Genomic DNA, 16,275 nt, shown 5'->3' with positions numbered 1-16,275 from the left:
CAGTGTTAGAGCATTAACTACATAATCAAATTTAATATATGAAATATTGGGAGAGTAATATGAGTGATAATAATCAACAGGCACCTCAGAAAAAACACCATAAAATCATTGAAAATAGCTTTAAATGGATTCCGCTTGATAAAAGAAAAAGCAAGTTTGGAGGTCCAATGACTCCCAGAAAAGCAGAACTTAGGAACCCACTTTTATGGTTTGCTCCTGAAGGAAAAGAACTTTACCTGGTTAATTCATCAGCAGAGACACTTGATTTTGTTGGAGCTGGCACGGGGGGATTTCAAACAGTCGATGACGATTGCATAACCGTCTCTACTAAAAATAAATATAAATATGAATACACAAATGTAAGACCTAATGATGCCGTTAAGGTTGAAGAATTTGATGGGTATTATGATTTAGATTATGTCCTACAAGTTTCAATGAGGATCCAATCAAAAAATCTCGGGTGCATGGAAATTTTAACACCACCTAAAAAAGGTGGAATTGGCGAACTTGTTGTTCTTTGGGATACCATGGAAAATGGAAAGAATGTATCAATAACAAATTGTGAATGAATATTTTTTGTGACTATTCAGCAGGTGTGAAAATATTTGGCAACATACCAGTTATTAATTCTGGTTTTGATACTTACTTCTATCTAGGAATAAAAGGTGAAAAAATGATTAATGAAAAAGAAATAAGCTTACTGGCATTTCAAGGTAAGTGGGAAATGTTGATTCGGATGTTGAGAGAACGTCCAGATTATGTAAATGTGCAGAGTCGATCGAAAGGGTATACGCCTTTACATCAAGCAGCATGGCATGGAGCAACACTAGAGGTTATTGGCGTATTGTTAAGTTTAGGAGCTGATTGTCGTATTAAGACGACGGATAAACTAACAGCATTAGATATCGCAGTTATAAACCATCCTGAACGGGCCGATCTAGTTTACGCACTTTCTGAGAGGCTGCTGACAATTGCTCAATTGATTAGAAAGGTTATTGCTTTTAAGCCTGATCTGTTTGGTGCATACGACGGTAACCAAGTGTTAGCTGACCGCTTTATCGGATCTTTTAGCACTGATCTCTGTCCTGAGAATCCAGATAAACTGATTAAAAGAATTGAAGCTTCATTTAGAGCATTAACAGGGGTGAACATAACCTCTTCTAAGAAAATTGTTTTTAGCCCAGCTAAAATTGTTGAATTTCAGGTAGATACACAGTTTTGGACGTCACGATTTTTGCCCATACTCAGTGAGTTTGCAGTTCTCTCAGCTACGACACCTATTGAAAAAGAGTGGTCAGTTGTTTCTGATTTGTTTGATCCAGCGCCAAAGCAATGGGGACTCCGTGGCGATCTGTTTCTTTGGTTGGAAATGCGGCAAGCATTGTGTCATGTACCCGTTCCAGAAAACCCTTCTGATTTAGCCGGTATAATAAAATCAGCGTTTCATGCTTTAACAGGGAAATCACTAGAAAATAAAGAATTTTTCTATGTAAGTCGCTTTGCTAGAGGAGGGATGAGTGGTGGAGGGATAGCCCCTTCATTTTGGATTGACGAGTTGATACCGATGCTTGAAAAGCGATTAAGGTGGTTACAAAAAATGTGGGGAATAACCAATGAATCTCGAAGGGTTAGATAGGGGCATTTAGGCTTTTAGAGCGGAAAGAGGAATAAAGAAGGACTAATTATGATTTTAAATATCCCACACTGCCCGATGATATTGAACCACTTTTAAATCGTTAGTTAAACAACATTATATTGATTGCAATTGCTATCATGTATAATGATGTCAATATGGATTGACACATCAATTCAAATTTAAATAGGAATATTATCATGAAGTTATCATTAGAAAAACATATAAACATGGTGTTATTTCAAGCTGATTTATTAAATACGTGTTGTGTTACAAATGAAGCATATGATGAATATCAGCTTATAGCTGAGCATTTAAATAGCGATATTGTATGTAATGACCACACCCTATGCGAAGAGATGTTAGAAGAGATACTTCATATGTCATTATCATTAGATGACGATGAATTATTAAGTGATTATGTATCACAGGCAGAGTTTGATCGTGTGATTAATGATTTAAAAGAGCATTTAATCACTCACTTTCCGAAGTAAAAAATAATAAAGAGGTTCGTTTCCTATTGCTTAATTTGAATGCTAACAGCAGGCTGAGTTAAGCCTTTCCTTATCAAGCATAAATACTTTAATCACTTTGACAATATAGTTTAATTATTACTAATTTATGTGGACTCCCTCATCGTTTCAGTTATAGCTGCCTCGTGATGATGCACTTCAGAATTGAATCTGCTATGGAATATAGCTACAGCTAAGTAGCTTTTTATCAAACTGATTGTTTTAAAAGTCAAATTAACATTGGGGTTGAGGCTCTATTATCAACAATATAACTTTATTTATTAGGTGCTTATGTGATAATGATTATATGTTTTTTTTATTAATATGGCGTCTATGAAAATATCAAATTTTGAATTCCTAAAAGGTACAAACGATATATTGTACTGTCTTGGTTGTGCAGCTGAAAATAACCTATTAGACGATCCCAATACCACCTTAGTAAAATTACGCATGTTTGGTGAAGCCACAGCCAAACATCTCGCGACGATATTAAGTATCGAACTGCCAGGTACTCAGCTTGATCTGGTGCGAGAAATAGCCAAAATCCCAAGTATTGATAGTGACATTATCAATATCTTTCATAAATTAAGAACCTTAGGTAATAAAGCGGTACATGATATCCATAATGATGCTAATGATGCCGAGTTAGCTCTACGCATTACCCAGCATTTAGCGTTCTGGTACTACAAATTGATTTCTAAGCAGTTTGCTCTTGTCTTGCCTGCATTTATAAAACCTCAAATAGAAAACAATCAAACCTATTTAGTTGAAATAGAAAAGCTAAAAGCCGATCTTCAGAAAGAACAATCAAACAGTGTAGAAACCGATCTCGCCATTAAAAACAATCAAAATACTGTGATTGATTTACAAGGTTATATTGCGATTCTTGAAGGAAAACAAAATGAAAGTCAGCATCAGGCAGATCAACGTATCGCCGCATTAGAAGCGATGTTAAAAAACAAAGATAAAGAAATAACTAAGAAAACAGAAACTGACCGCAAGCAGTACCAACAGAAAATAAAGCAAGAAATTGGTGCGCGTAAACTTAATTTAAGTGAGTTGGAAACGCGGTTTTTAATCGATGACCAACTTCGTAAAGCAGGTTGGTTGGTTGATACTAAAGCATTAAAACACAGTAATGGCACACGCCCGCAAATAGGTGAAAATATAGCCATCGCTGAATGGCCAACCGATCAAGATGAAAATGGTAATAAAGGTTACGCCGATTATGTACTGTTTGTAGGTTTAAAAGCGATGGCAGTGATTGAAGCTAAAAAAGCAAATTTAGATGTCAGTGGTAAACTCAGCGAAGCCTACCGTTACAGTAAATATTTTAATCATGGGAAATTACATGATGACTTACTGCTTCATGTTAATCACGATTCAGAATTACAACAAAAAATAAGTGAGAATTTACCCACTTATATTGTTGATTGGGAAGCCTCTACAGGCCAGAAAACATACAAAGTACCTTTTTGTTATTCCGCTAATGGCCGTGATTACCGCAGTGCTATCAAAACTAAAAGTGGTATCTGGTATCGTGATATTCGCCACAATACTAACATGCCGAAGGCCTTACCTGCATGGCATCGCCCGGAAGAGTTAGTTGCTAAATTAGAGCAAGATAAGCAAACAGGTAATGATTGGTTTATGGATAATCCTGATATGAGTGCGTTAGGGTTACGTTATTTCCAAGAAGATGCGGTGCGCGCAGTAGAAAAAGCCGTGGTCAATGGGCAACAAGAGATGTTGTTAGCCATGGCAACAGGGACAGGTAAAACCCGAACCGCGATTGGTTTAATGTTCCGTTTAATTCAATCAAAGCGCTTTAAGCGCGTCTTGTTTTTAGTGGACAGACGTTCCTTAGGCACGCAGGCACTCGGCGCATTTGAAGATATGCGTATTAATGACGATACCTTTAACTCTATTTTTGGGGTGAAAGGCTTAACCGATAAATTCCCGGAAGACAGCACCAAAATTCACGTTGCTACGGTGCAGTCATTGGTGAAACGTACTCTATTAAGTGACGAGGTCATGCCCGTTGGCCGGTACGATTGTATTATTGTCGATGAAGCACATCGCGGTTACGTTCTTGATAAAGAGCAAACCGAAGGGGAAGAGCAGTTCCGTAATCATTTGGATTACGTTTCTGCCTATCGCCGTATTATTGATCACTTTGATGCCATTAAAGTGGCGTTAACGGCAACCCCTGCCAAACATACCTCAGAGATTTTTGGCGCACCGGTTTACCGTTATACCTTCCGCCAAGCCGTGATTGATGGTTATTTAAATGACCAGGAACCGCCGATAAAAATCACTACAGAGCTTAGCGAAAAAGGCCTTATTCTGGCAAAAGGATCGCAAGTTGAACGACTGACTTTCCAGGGTGACATCATCTTAGATGACCTGGAAGATGAGCAAAATTTTGAAGTGGCTGATTTTAACCGTCAGTTAATCGCGCCTAATTTTAATAAAGCGATTTGTGGCGAGTTAACCCATCACCTTGATCCAACCGGTAAACAGAAAACCTTAATCTTCTGTGTCAGCAATAGTCATGCTGATATGGTGGTAGAGCAACTGCGTGAAGTGTTTAGTGCCAAGTACCCAAGTTTAGAGCACGATGCGATCATTAAAATTACTGGCACGTCCGATAAAGATCCTGAAAAAATACAAACCATGATCAACCGTTATAACAAAGAGCGTTTACCTAATATCGTGGTGACTGTTGATTTGTTAAGTACAGGCATAGATATACCAAGCATCTGTAATCTAGTATTTTTACGCAAAGTACGTAGCCGTATTCTATACGAACAAATGAAAGGGCGTGCGACACGTTTATGTCCGGAAGTGGGCAAAGTCTCCTTTAAAATATTTGATGCTGTGGATCTTTATGCCACCTTAAAGAGCGTTGACAGCATGCAGCCCGTGGTGATCCGCCCTAAAGTGGATTTACAAACATTAGTTAACGAAATAACTGACTCAGAAACCTATCAAACCAAAGAAGCTGACGGTCGCAGTTTTGCCGAGCATAGCCACGAACAGCTAGTTTCAAAGTTACAACGCGTGATTGGCCAAGCTAATTTTTACCGTGAGAAAGACAAAGAAATCGGCTCAGAAGTTAAACGGCTTGATCAAATCTGTGAGGATGTGGCAGGTTGTGATTTTACCCATTTAGCTAGCACCTTAAAAGAAAAAGGGCCACTCAGCAGTGCAAATATTTTAAATCAGATGGAAGGGTTTGTCGGGCGTATTGAGCGTTTAAAAAAGAGTATTAATAAACAAAGTAATGCACCTATTTTTACCGACATACCCGATAAAGTGATTGAAGTAGAACGTTTATACGGTCAGCATGAAAATGCCGTAGACTTTTTAGAAGCCTTTGATAATCTAGTCAGTGCCGATACGAATGCACATATCGCGATGAGCACAGTGATCAATAAACCGCGAGATTTAACCCGTAAAAGCCTGGTCGAATTACAGGAGTGGTTTGATCGCCTGCACTTTGATGAATCTACACTGCGTGTCGCATGGAAAGAAACTAAAAACCAAGATGTTGCTGCCCGTTTAGTGGGGCATATTCGCCGCGCTGCCATTGGTGATGCTTTATTGCCTTTTGAACACCGGGTCGATCATGCGCTTGAACGAATTTTAAAAAGTAATGATTGGTCAGAGCTTCAAAACACTTGGTTAAAACGCTTAGCAACAAGCCTAAAAGAGAACGTCGTGGTGGATGACAACACCTTTAAAATGGGTAATTACAAACGCCGGGGCGGTAAACCTAAGTTAAGCTCAGTGTTTGATGGTCAATTAGACAGCATACTCACCCAATTCAGTGATTATATCTGGGAAGCGCAGGCCTAAGCCTTTATCATCTCCCCACATAATGTAAATAAACCACGCAGCTTTAGCTGCGTGGCACACTTTTAAAGAGAGTAATATGAACAATAACGATTTAGTCGGTAAATTATGGAAACTCTGTGACAATCTGCGTGATGGTGGGGTGTCCTACCAAAACTACGTTAATGAGTTAGCCTCGTTATTGTTTTTAAAAATGTGTAAAGAAACGGGCCAGGAAGCGGATTTGCTGCCCGAAGGGTTTAGATGGGCCGATTTACACAGCAAATTAGGCCAGGAGCAGCATCAGTTTTATCGTAATATGCTGGTGCAGTTAGGGGCGGATCAGCACGCCATCGTGCGTGCTATCTTTCAAAATGTCAATACCACTATTACACAGCCTGCGCAGCTCACCGAGCTGGTCAGTAATATGAATGATCTTGATTGGTACAGTGAAGAGACGACGGGCGAAGCTAAAAGTCGTGATGACTTTGGTGATATGTATGAAGGATTATTACAAAAAAACGCTAACGAAACTAAATCGGGCGCGGGCCAATATTTTACACCACGTTCATTAATCAGCAGCATAGTGACCTTAATGAAGCCTAAAGCCGGTGAAGTCATTCAAGATCCGGCAGCCGGCACCGCGGGTTTTTTAATTGAAGCCGATAAACAGATCAAACGCCAAACCAATGATTTAGATGAGTTAAGTGAAGCTGAACAAGACTTTCAAGTTAAAAAAGCCTTTATCGGCATTGAGCTCGTGCCAGAAACCCGCCGTTTAGCCCTAATGAACTGTTTATTACATGACATCGAAGGTGATGAAGATAAAGGCGGCGTGATCCGTTTAGGCAATTCCTTAAGCAGTGATGGTGAAAACCTCGCAAAATGTGATCTGGTATTAACTAACCCACCTTTTGGCAGTGCAGCCGGCACCAATATCAGCCGTACTTTTGTGCATAAAACCTCGAATAAACAGCTGTGTTTTATGCAGCATGTTGTTGAAACCTTAAAGCCCGGCGGCCGTGCTGCCGTGGTTGTTCCTGATAATGTGTTATTTGAAAGTGGCGTAGGAACACGTATTCGTAGCGATTTAATGGATAAATGTAATCTGCATACGATTTTGCGCCTGCCAACGGGCATATTTTATGCCGCTGGGGTAAAAACCAATGTGTTGTTTTTCCAGAAAGGAACGAAAGACAAGCCAGAGCAAGATAAAAACTGTACTAAGGAAACTTGGGTTTATGACCTGCGTACCAATATACAAACCTTTGGTAAACGCAGCCCCTTTACTGAAAAACACCTTGAAAGTTTTATTGAAGCCTATGGTATTGATCCGAATGGCTTAAGTCCTCGTCAAGAAGGCATTAGCGGTATTTTAGGCTGCACCACTGCGGTTGATGAAAGTAAATCGATAAATGAGTCAAGCGAGAAAGGCAGCCTTGAGCGTTTACAAAGCAGCGCAAGATGGCGTAAATTCTCCCGCCAGTTTATTAAAGACAAAGACGACAGTTTAGATATTAGCTGGCTTAAAGATAACTCCATTAACGATACGGCTAATTTACCGACCCCCGACGTATTAGCGACAGAGGCGATGACTGAATTGACTGATGCCCTGCGCGAAATGAATCAACTGATGATAGACCTTGGCGCCATTGAACAAGCTGAAGGGCAAGTGATGTTATTAGCGGAAGAGTTTGGGCTGGAAAAAAAATCCTTGCTAAGGACGTTCAATGATAAATTGTAAAAAGATTACTGTTGAAGGTTCTTTTAAGCATGAATTACAAATTCCAGAGTCTTGGGAATTTGCAGAGCTTAGAGAAGTGATTGAAATTGTAGGTGGAAGTCAACCACCTAAAAGTGATTTTCATCATGAAAGTGGCGAAGGCCTTATTCGTTTAATTCAGATTAGGGACTACAAGTCTGATAAAAATATTGTCTATATCCCTGAAGATAAAGCAAAAAGGTTTGTGTCAAAAGATGATGTGATGATTGGGCGTTATGGCCCTCCAATATTTCAAATTCTTAAAGGTCTTGAAGGCGCGTACAATGTTGCCTTGATGAAGGCTAAACCTAGGGATGGTGTTTTTACTAATGAATACTTGTTTCGGTATCTTTCAAATCAAAACCTGTATAGCTATGTTGAATCCGCGTCAGATAGAACTGCGGGGCAATCAGGAGTAAACAAAAGACATCTGGAGCAGTATCCAGTGGGAGTGCCCCCAGTTAACGAGCAAAAGCGCATTGTTGAAAAATTGGATGAGTTGTTAGCGCAGGTGCAAAGTATTCAAACCCGTATTAACAAGTTACCTAACATTATCAAACGGTTCCGCCAATCTGTCCTCGCCGCCGCCGTCTCCGGCAAACTAACCGAACAATGGCGTGGGGATAGCGAATATAGAGATAGCAAAGTCGGCTTCGAATTTCCAGTAAGTTGGAACATAGCTGAAATACAGAGTATTGGTGAAGTTAAAGGAGGGAAAAGACTCCCTAAAGGTGAGGAGCTAGTACAAGAAAATACAGGTTACAGGTATGTTAGAGCTGGTCAGCTTAAGAATGGCACCATAGTAAATGGTGATATGGCTAGAAACACGCAAATGTATTTGAAAGCTCATGTTCAGGAACAAATCAAAAGATATATTGTTAAAAAAGGCGATGCATACATAACTATTGTAGGTGCTTCCATAGGCGATGCAGGAGTCGTCCCTGCTAGTTACGATGGTGCTAATTTAACTGAGAATGCTGCGAAAATATGTAATTTTTCTAAACCCGTGAATAGTGATTTTATTGGTTATTGGTTGCGTAGCCAGTTAATTCAAAAACTTATAAAACTTGAAATAAAATCAGGAGCGCAAGGTAAATTGGCTCTGAAAAGAATTAAAATACTTCCAATTCCGGATATTTCATTGCAAGAACAAACCGAAATCGTACGTCTTGTAGAACAATACTTCGCCTTGGCCGACACACTAGAAAATAATCTGAAGAATGCTAAACAACGGGTGGATAATCTAACCCAATCAATCCTCGCTAAAGCGTTCCGTGGTGAATTAGTGCCGCAAGACTCAAGTGATGAACCCGCCGAACAACTGCTTGCGCGCATCAAAAAAGCCCGCCTTGAAGCCGAAATATTAGAAAAAGCAGCTAAGAAAGTGGCCAAAGCGAGTAAAGCTAAAAAGTAATAAAAGGAATTTGATCAATGAGTGACTTACAAAAGCTGTGGGATGAATTTTTAGCAGAATGGCCTTTAGAGCGTGTGAAGAATATGACGTTAGAAGAGTATGTCAATTTTCAGGATAAAAATACATTTACCTACTGCGTTGAAACTAAATACAAAGCGATTGGCAGTATTAATGGCTCCCCCTCATACAAATTCGGCATCTTTAAACATAATCCAAATAAAGACGTGAAAGAAAAAAGTGGCACGGTGCATGGCGTGGAATATTCGTGGCAAAGCCGTTTTGGTGAAACGGAGAAAGAAGCGTTTATCGAAGTTCGTAACACTATTTTAGCAGTTATTTCTGCTGCTCAATTAGGTGATATGGATGCATTGGAAGCGATTTCATTAGCTAACATGTTTAAATGGAAAATAGCCTTTTTATATCAACGACGTGATGAGCCCTGTGTCGTAAATATTTTTTCTAATAAGATGCTAGCTAAACTAACAGGCCTAGAAGAACACGCTCTTTTTAGTGAATATTATTCAAAACTAATTGGCAGTTATGATGAAAGTAAATTTAACAATATTGCTGAATATGGTCGAGATTGCTGGGAACAGTTAGATAATAAAGAACATAATTATGATTCTGTTTACTGGTTCTTAGGTGCTTCTTATGGTAGTGCTGGCGATCAAACGGATCGATTTTTAGATGAAGGTATTTGGCAAAATGGCGCTGATGGGAAATTTAAAGATAAAGTAAAAAAAATCGAGATTGGCGATAAAATCGCCATTAAGTCTGTTTACACACAAACGCACGGTTTACCGTTTGATAATGGTGGCAATATAGCCTCTGTTATGGATATCAAGGCGATTGGAATTGTCACACATAACCATGGTGATGGCGAAAAATTAGATGTTGATTGGCAAACGGACTTTAAAAAACGTACATGGTATACATTTACATATCAGTCAAGGATATGGCAGATTTTCCCTAAGAATTGGAAAACAAAAGCATTGATTGATTTTACCTTTAATAATGCAGAGCAGGATTATAGTAAGTTTATAAATGTTGAAAGCTCTGACGGCTTGAAAAATAAAGATGGGAGTACAAAAGTAATGGTTAATATTAACTCTCCGCTGAACTCTATTTTATATGGCCCTCCGGGCACAGGTAAAACCTACCACACCATTGAAGCTGCTGTTAATGCAGCTGAGCCAAACTTTACACCGTTGGTTGAAGGTACAAATAAATTAAGAAAAGCCTATAAAGATAAATATAATACTTTGGTCAATGCCGGCCAAATTAAATTTGTTACTTTCCATCAAAGCTATGGATATGAAGAATTTGTTATAGGTCTAACCGCGAGAACGCAGGGGGAAAGGCTTGCCTATTTTGAAAAAGATGGGGTGTTTAAAGAGATATGTGATGAGGCTAAAATTTATCGCGAAACAATTACAACAAAAAGCAGCGATTCCTTTATAACTTGTTGGCAGGCTTTTGTAGAAAAATTTAATGACGAAGAAACGGGTATTGAACTAAAAACGGTGAGTGGTAAATCTTCAATCAAAGTTTACGATATTGAAAATGATACGATTCGTTTTGATAAAAAAGTAGGAAAATCGGTTCACTCCATGAATGTTAAAACACTAAAGGCCATATTTAATAATGAGCGGAAAATTAGTGGTGGTTTAGAGCCATATTACGCAGCGATGGTTAAATATTTAAAGTCACTTTCATTGAACATTTCAGATTCACAGATAGAACGAAAGCATTATGTGTTAGTGATTGATGAAATTAACCGTGGCAATATTTCTAAAATTTTCGGTGAATTAATTACGCTGATTGAACCAAGTAAACGTCAAGGCGCAGAAGAAGCACTTGAAGTGATCCTTCCTCATTCAGGAGAAAAGTTTTCAGTACCGGATAATCTTCACATCATCGGCACTATGAACACCGCTGACCGTTCACTTGCCATGATGGATACAGCCTTACGTCGTCGCTTTGATTTTAAAGAAATGATGCCTAATCCGAAACTGTTTGATGACGAATTTGGTGTGATTGAGAATATTAATCTAACCAAATTATTGACCACGTTAAACAAACGTATCGAAGCCCTTTATGATCGTGAGCATACGTTAGGCCATGCATTTTTATTTCCTACTTATGATGCGATGAAAGCGGGAAAAGAAACGAAGGCCATGACGGAGTTACAGTCCGCTTTCCAAAACAAAATCATTCCACTGTTAGAAGAGTACTTTTACGAGGATTGGAGAAAAATTCGTTTAGTGTTGGGTGATAACCAGAAAGGGAAGCAAACTGATTTACAGTTTGTGCGTGAAATTCCTATCCAATATAAAGACTTGTTCGGAAAAAATTACCAAGCAGATGGCTACGGTCAGCCAGAAAGTCGTTATGAATTAGCCCCCTTTGATGATGCTATTTGGAATAATTCGCAAGCGTATCAATACATTTATAGATCAGTGACAGATACAACTGAACAAGTAGATAGTAACAGTGAACAATAAAACCATCTGCCTCTTTGAGTTTGAATTTTTGGTGAATGAAACATCCATCAATGAAACTCAAACGCTGGATGATAATGTAAAGCAGATAAGTGATAGCGCTTTTCAATATCTGAAGCAATTATGCTTGCTAGAGGGAAAGGAGAGCCTTTTATTTAATCTGCGCAGTGTTAAACGACTTGAAGTCTTGCAGGTACAAAACTATGCGGGGGTAATATTTACCCCGGATAAAACGCAAATTGAGGTGTTACCTAAAGTGGGTAGGCAGGGTGACGATGTAGGTTTAGCGCGTCAATCATTGCTGATGATGCTGAAAACCTTGAAAGGGTTTCGACACATTGAAACACAGCAAGCTAATATTGCTAGCCAAAAAATGCCATTGTTAGAGGTGTTTATTGCGCAGTTTCTGCAATCAGTTAATACCTTAATAAAACGCGGATTACGTAGTGAGTATGTTGCTAAAGAGGATAATTTAGCTTATTTAAAGGGCAAGTTAAATGTAGGCAAACAAATTCGCCATAACTTTATTAATAAACATAAGTTTTATGTCGAGTATGACGATTTTTTACAAGACAGGCCTGCCAACCGACTTTTGCATAGCGCATTGGTTGCGGTAAATAGTTATACCCACTCAGCAATAAATCAAAAGCTATTGCGAGAGTTGTTATTTATTTTTGCTGAAATCCCCCAAAGTCGTGATTATAAAGTCGATTTCACCTGTTTAAAATTAGATCGTGGCATGGACTATTACCAGCGTCCGCTCGATTGGGCGCGTTTAATTTTAGAGGGCTTTTCTCCACAAAGTATGCAAGGTAAAAACCATGCCCCTTCTTTATTGTTCCCGATGGAAGCCGTATTTGAATCCTATGTAGCTAAGATACTGCGCAAGCAAGTCGCTGAAGATTGTTACCTAAAGGAACAATCCCAATCTAAAAAATTAGTGAGACATGGCGAACAACAATGGTTTAGGTTAAAACCCGATTTAGTCATCGAGCAGAATGACACAGTTAAAGTGGTACTTGATACTAAGTGGAAAGTGTTAGATCAAAATAAGAACAACGGCACTGATAAATATGGATTATCACAAGCTGATTTTTACCAGATGTTTGCTTATGGGCAAAAGTACCTAGAAGGCAAAGGTAACATGTTTTTACTCTACCCACAGTCAGGAAACTTCTCTGAAGCAATCCCATCATGCTTTTGCTTTAATTCGAAAGTAGAGAAAACAGAACAGCTTAACCTGTGGATTGTACCTGTTGATTTAAGTGTGAAACCTGAAAGTGAACAGCCAATAAAGTGGCCGAGTAAATGCACACTACCTTATTTAATAACGGCATCAGGTATTAGTTAAATGCAATTATATGTAACTGGATTTACTAAATTGTGGCATAAGTTACTCGGGGTTGAGGTGAATGTTAAACTCGACAGCACAAGTATCATCATCACCCAAAATGGCCAAAAAACGCATTTACCATTAAATGATATTGGGCAGTTTGATATACAACAAGGCTGGTTTTCTGATCGTTTGGTGGTTGCTTGTGATAATCAAACACCTATTGTATTAAAAGGCTATAAGAGTGAATTATTAAATTCATTTAAACAGAATTTTATTCAATCGCTATTAACGTTAGTTGCCGCTAGTGAACGTTGGCAATTGTTTCAGACATCAATTGAACAGTTTACCAATCGGGATGTTTACCTATCAAGTGTTGGATGGCTTCCTATCGCTCAATTACACCAACTTGTCTCAAGGTTTACTGGTTTAGGTATTGACGCTGCACAGTTAACTAATGCTGCTCATCAAACTGTATTTGAACAAGCTCAAAAGCTATCCAAAGATGATGTCAGTGAGTTAGGACGCGAACTTCATAACCAATCGGTTGTGCCAATATTACTAAAAAAATACACTGACTTTTTTGATTCTGTCGAAAAGCTACCACTAACCGAAAAACAACGTATCGCCTGTGTAACCAATGATGATCATAACTTAGTTATCGCTGGTGCGGGAACGGGAAAAACAGCAACCTTAGTGGGTAAAGCCGGATTTTTAGTAGAAGCTAATATTGCCAAGCCTGAAAATATACTGATGTTGGCTTTTGGTAATAAAGCAGCTGCTGAAATGAATGAGCGAATAAAAAGTCGTATTCCATCCGTTGCACAAGACATAAAAGCCAGTACCTTTCATGCATTAGGTAATGAAATTGTTGCACACTTTAGTGGTTATAAAAAAGCGGTCACTTCTTTTGTCGAACAACCATTGCAATTTACGCAATTTATTAACAGCACCATAGATACCTTGGCCGAGGCTGATAATAACTATAAAGCGTTATTGGTTAACTATTTTTCTAGTTTAGGCACCCCCGCCAAAGCAGAGTTAGATTTTGAAACGATTGATGATTATCACGAATTTTTATCAAGTTGTCGGTTAATTACGCTGAAGGGAGAGTGGGTTAAAAGTGTTGGAGAGTTGCGTGTTGCCAATTATTTAACGCTCCATGGGGTTCCCTATGAGTATGAAGCTAATTATAAGTTTGATACTAAAAGTGTCGCTCGACGCCAATACCAACCTGATTTTTATTTACCCGATGCCGATCTATATATTGAGTATTTAGGCTTAAATGAAAAATTCGAAACAGCCCCATTTGTTGATCAACAAAGTTACCTTGAAGGCCTAGAGTGGAAACGAGAATTACATCGCTCCAAAAACACCAAAATGGCTGAGTTGTATTCATACCAGTTAATGCAAGGCAAATTTGCAAACTGTTTGGCGCAGGTACTAACAGAACATGAAGTAAATGTTACCCCCATCCCATTAAACGAAATATTTGCGCAATTAAAAGCTGAGAATGAAACTCAGTGGCTGGGGTTTATTGAGTTAATTCAACGTTTTCTTGGGTTGTACAAAGAGGGTGGTCATTCGCTAGAAGCATTACTGGCAAGCATCACGTCTGACCAATATGACATAGAAAGAACACGAGCATTTTTAGCTTTGTTTGAGCCAATACTTAATAGTTACCAAGCTCAGTTGAACGAAACTGATACCGTTGATTTTAGCGATATGATTGCAAACGCAACGGATATTGTAGAAAAAGGTCATTTTTTTCATAGCTATAACCATATTTTAGTCGATGAGTTTCAGGATATTTCGGGTGGCAGGGCAAAGTTGTTAAAGGCGCTTTTAGCCTCTAAACCTAACATGAGGTTATTTGCTGTTGGTGATGATTGGCAATCAATTTATCGTTTTAGTGGTGCTGATATTGCTTTGTTTACCGAGTTTAATAAAAGCTTTTCTCCATCGACGGCCGTACCATTAGATAAAACATTTCGTTTTAATAATAACATTCACAATGTGAGCAGTCAGTTTGTTATGGCAAACCCTGGGCAGCTTAAAAAAGAGATAACAACACATACTGAAATTGATGTGCCTGCGTTAAGGTTAGTGGATATCAAACAGGATCTTAAACCAAGTCGTTTATCGATTAAAGAGCAAAAACAGCAAGCTTATCAACACGCGCTTCAACGCAGCTTAAATACATTTAATAAAAGTGCGCAACTGAAAAATGAATGTTTATCCGTATTAATTATTGGCAGATATCGCAAAGAGAATATGCAAATGCTGAAAGGTTTTGATATTGATAAATTGCATTATGCTTTTTTAAAAATTAATTATGTAACGGCACATGCAAGTAAGGGATTAGAAGCTGAGTATGTGGTGGTGTTAGGCGTCGAATCGGGGAGTTTTCCGTCATCACGGGAAAATGATGAGTTGATTGATTTGGTTTTACCACAAAAAGAAAGTTATTTATATGCTGAAGAACGGCGTTTGTTTTATGTGGCGTTAACGCGTGCTAAACACTTTATTTATGTGTTGTTTGACTCTGACCAGGGGAGTCCGTTTTTAGCCGAAATTAATCGGTATGGTAATAAGTTAGTTGACAGTAAATTAGCTAAGTCCTTCGCTAAATGGCATTGCCCGAGCTGTAAATCAGGTACATTAAAAGCACTGCAAACCCGCTACAATAAAACCTTTTATAAATGTTCTTTGGCTCCTGCTTGCGACACTACTATGAATGCTTGTAAACATTGTAATGCTCCCATGCAAACCCACGCTAAAGGTTTTAGATTCTGCCTTGGATGTGGTGAAGTTGAATTAGGTTGTTTACGTTGTGGTATCGGCACTATGGTCGCTCGATTAGAGAATGATCCAAAACGTGAGACATTTTACGGCTGTAACCGTTTCCGCCGTGGTGCAGATGATTCCTGTGGTGAAAATATTAAAATTGAAGCTTTTAAAAAACGCTATCGCGAAGCTAAAAGAGTATTAGTTGGATTAGATTAGATAAAGCTCTTGTCTGACAGTCACGTACTTTACTTCAGTTTTTTTCGGTTTAACAGGGCTGGTCTTTCATTTTTAATATTTTCATTTTAGGAAAAAGGCTGAAGGATCATGAACTTTTTAGTAAATGCCTCCTCTTTTTTTACAATCAAGGCAAACAGATAACAGTTTTAGCTTGAACTTCTCCCCGTAAACCATCCGTTTCACAAGCTTGTGAAATCACCCATCAAATCTTATCGGATATAATCTATTTCATCATTAAGTTAAGTGTTTAATACGC

Annotated in this window: 9 protein-coding genes; all 9 read left to right on the top strand. The window is 38.6% G+C overall.

The window, feature by feature from the left end:
• The first annotated feature begins 59 nt into the window (after positions 1-59).
• On the top strand, positions 60-569 hold the full coding sequence (locus CXF72_RS07925; protein WP_101038403.1) for a hypothetical protein: 510 nt from the start codon (positions 60-62) through the stop codon (positions 567-569).
• A complete protein-coding gene (locus CXF72_RS07920) occupies positions 566-1,636 on the top strand; it encodes an ankyrin repeat domain-containing protein (protein WP_101038401.1) in 1,071 nt (356 codons plus the stop codon). The genes CXF72_RS07925 and CXF72_RS07920 overlap by 4 nt, the downstream gene beginning before the upstream one ends.
• A 197-nt stretch (positions 1,637-1,833) precedes the next feature.
• Positions 1,834-2,127: a hypothetical protein gene (locus CXF72_RS07915; RefSeq protein WP_101038399.1), complete on the top strand. Its 294-nt coding sequence runs from the start codon at positions 1,834-1,836 to the stop codon at positions 2,125-2,127.
• A 351-nt stretch (positions 2,128-2,478) separates the two neighbouring features.
• Complete coding sequence (hsdR, locus tag CXF72_RS07910; protein WP_101038397.1) at positions 2,479-6,006, top strand: type I restriction-modification system endonuclease; 3,528 nt, start codon at positions 2,479-2,481, stop codon at positions 6,004-6,006.
• 76 nt (positions 6,007-6,082) lie between these two features.
• Positions 6,083-7,726 (top strand): N-6 DNA methylase, encoded by a 1,644-nt coding sequence (locus CXF72_RS07905; RefSeq protein WP_101038395.1) that lies wholly within the window; start codon positions 6,083-6,085, stop codon positions 7,724-7,726.
• On the top strand, positions 7,713-9,158 hold the full coding sequence (locus CXF72_RS07900) for a restriction endonuclease subunit S (RefSeq protein WP_101038393.1): 1,446 nt from the start codon (positions 7,713-7,715) through the stop codon (positions 9,156-9,158). The genes CXF72_RS07905 and CXF72_RS07900 overlap by 14 nt, the downstream gene beginning before the upstream one ends.
• 17 nt (positions 9,159-9,175) lie before the next feature.
• A complete protein-coding gene (locus CXF72_RS19795) occupies positions 9,176-11,662 on the top strand; it encodes an McrB family protein (protein WP_232784913.1) in 2,487 nt (828 codons plus the stop codon).
• The gene (locus CXF72_RS07890) at positions 11,652-13,010 is read left to right on the top strand and encodes an McrC family protein (protein ID WP_232784912.1); all 1,359 of its coding nucleotides are present in this window, start codon (positions 11,652-11,654) and stop codon (positions 13,008-13,010) included. Before CXF72_RS19795 ends, CXF72_RS07890 begins: the two co-directional genes overlap by 11 nt.
• Positions 13,011-15,998 carry a UvrD-helicase domain-containing protein gene (locus tag CXF72_RS07885; RefSeq protein ID WP_101038391.1) on the top strand — a complete coding sequence of 996 codons (2,988 nt, stop codon included), beginning with the start codon at positions 13,011-13,013 and terminating at the stop codon, positions 15,996-15,998.
• Positions 15,999-16,275 lie beyond the last annotated feature (277 nt).

It is taken from the genome of Psychromonas sp. MB-3u-54 (genome assembly GCF_002836415.1).
Classification (GTDB): domain Bacteria; phylum Pseudomonadota; class Gammaproteobacteria; order Enterobacterales; family Psychromonadaceae; genus Psychromonas.
The sequence above is the reverse complement of the archived record's forward strand: the minus strand, read 5'-3'. Positions and strand labels throughout refer to the sequence as shown.

What these genes read in the sequence shown, in the direction of transcription:
- CXF72_RS07905 (WP_101038395.1), top strand. Translation starts at nt 6,083, where the DNA reads ATGAACAATAACGATTTAGTCGGTAAATTATGGAAACTCTGTGACAAT.
- hsdR (WP_101038397.1), top strand. Translation starts at nt 2,479, where the DNA reads ATGAAAATATCAAATTTTGAATTCCTAAAAGGTACAAACGATATATTG.
- CXF72_RS07885 (WP_101038391.1), top strand. Translation starts at nt 13,011, where the DNA reads ATGCAATTATATGTAACTGGATTTACTAAATTGTGGCATAAGTTACTC.
- CXF72_RS07925 (WP_101038403.1), top strand. Translation starts at nt 60, where the DNA reads ATGAGTGATAATAATCAACAGGCACCTCAGAAAAAACACCATAAAATC.
- CXF72_RS07920 (WP_101038401.1), top strand. Translation starts at nt 566, where the DNA reads ATGAATATTTTTTGTGACTATTCAGCAGGTGTGAAAATATTTGGCAAC.
- CXF72_RS07900 (WP_101038393.1), top strand. Translation starts at nt 7,713, where the DNA reads ATGATAAATTGTAAAAAGATTACTGTTGAAGGTTCTTTTAAGCATGAA.
- CXF72_RS19795 (WP_232784913.1), top strand. Translation starts at nt 9,176, where the DNA reads ATGAGTGACTTACAAAAGCTGTGGGATGAATTTTTAGCAGAATGGCCT.
- CXF72_RS07915 (WP_101038399.1), top strand. Translation starts at nt 1,834, where the DNA reads ATGAAGTTATCATTAGAAAAACATATAAACATGGTGTTATTTCAAGCT.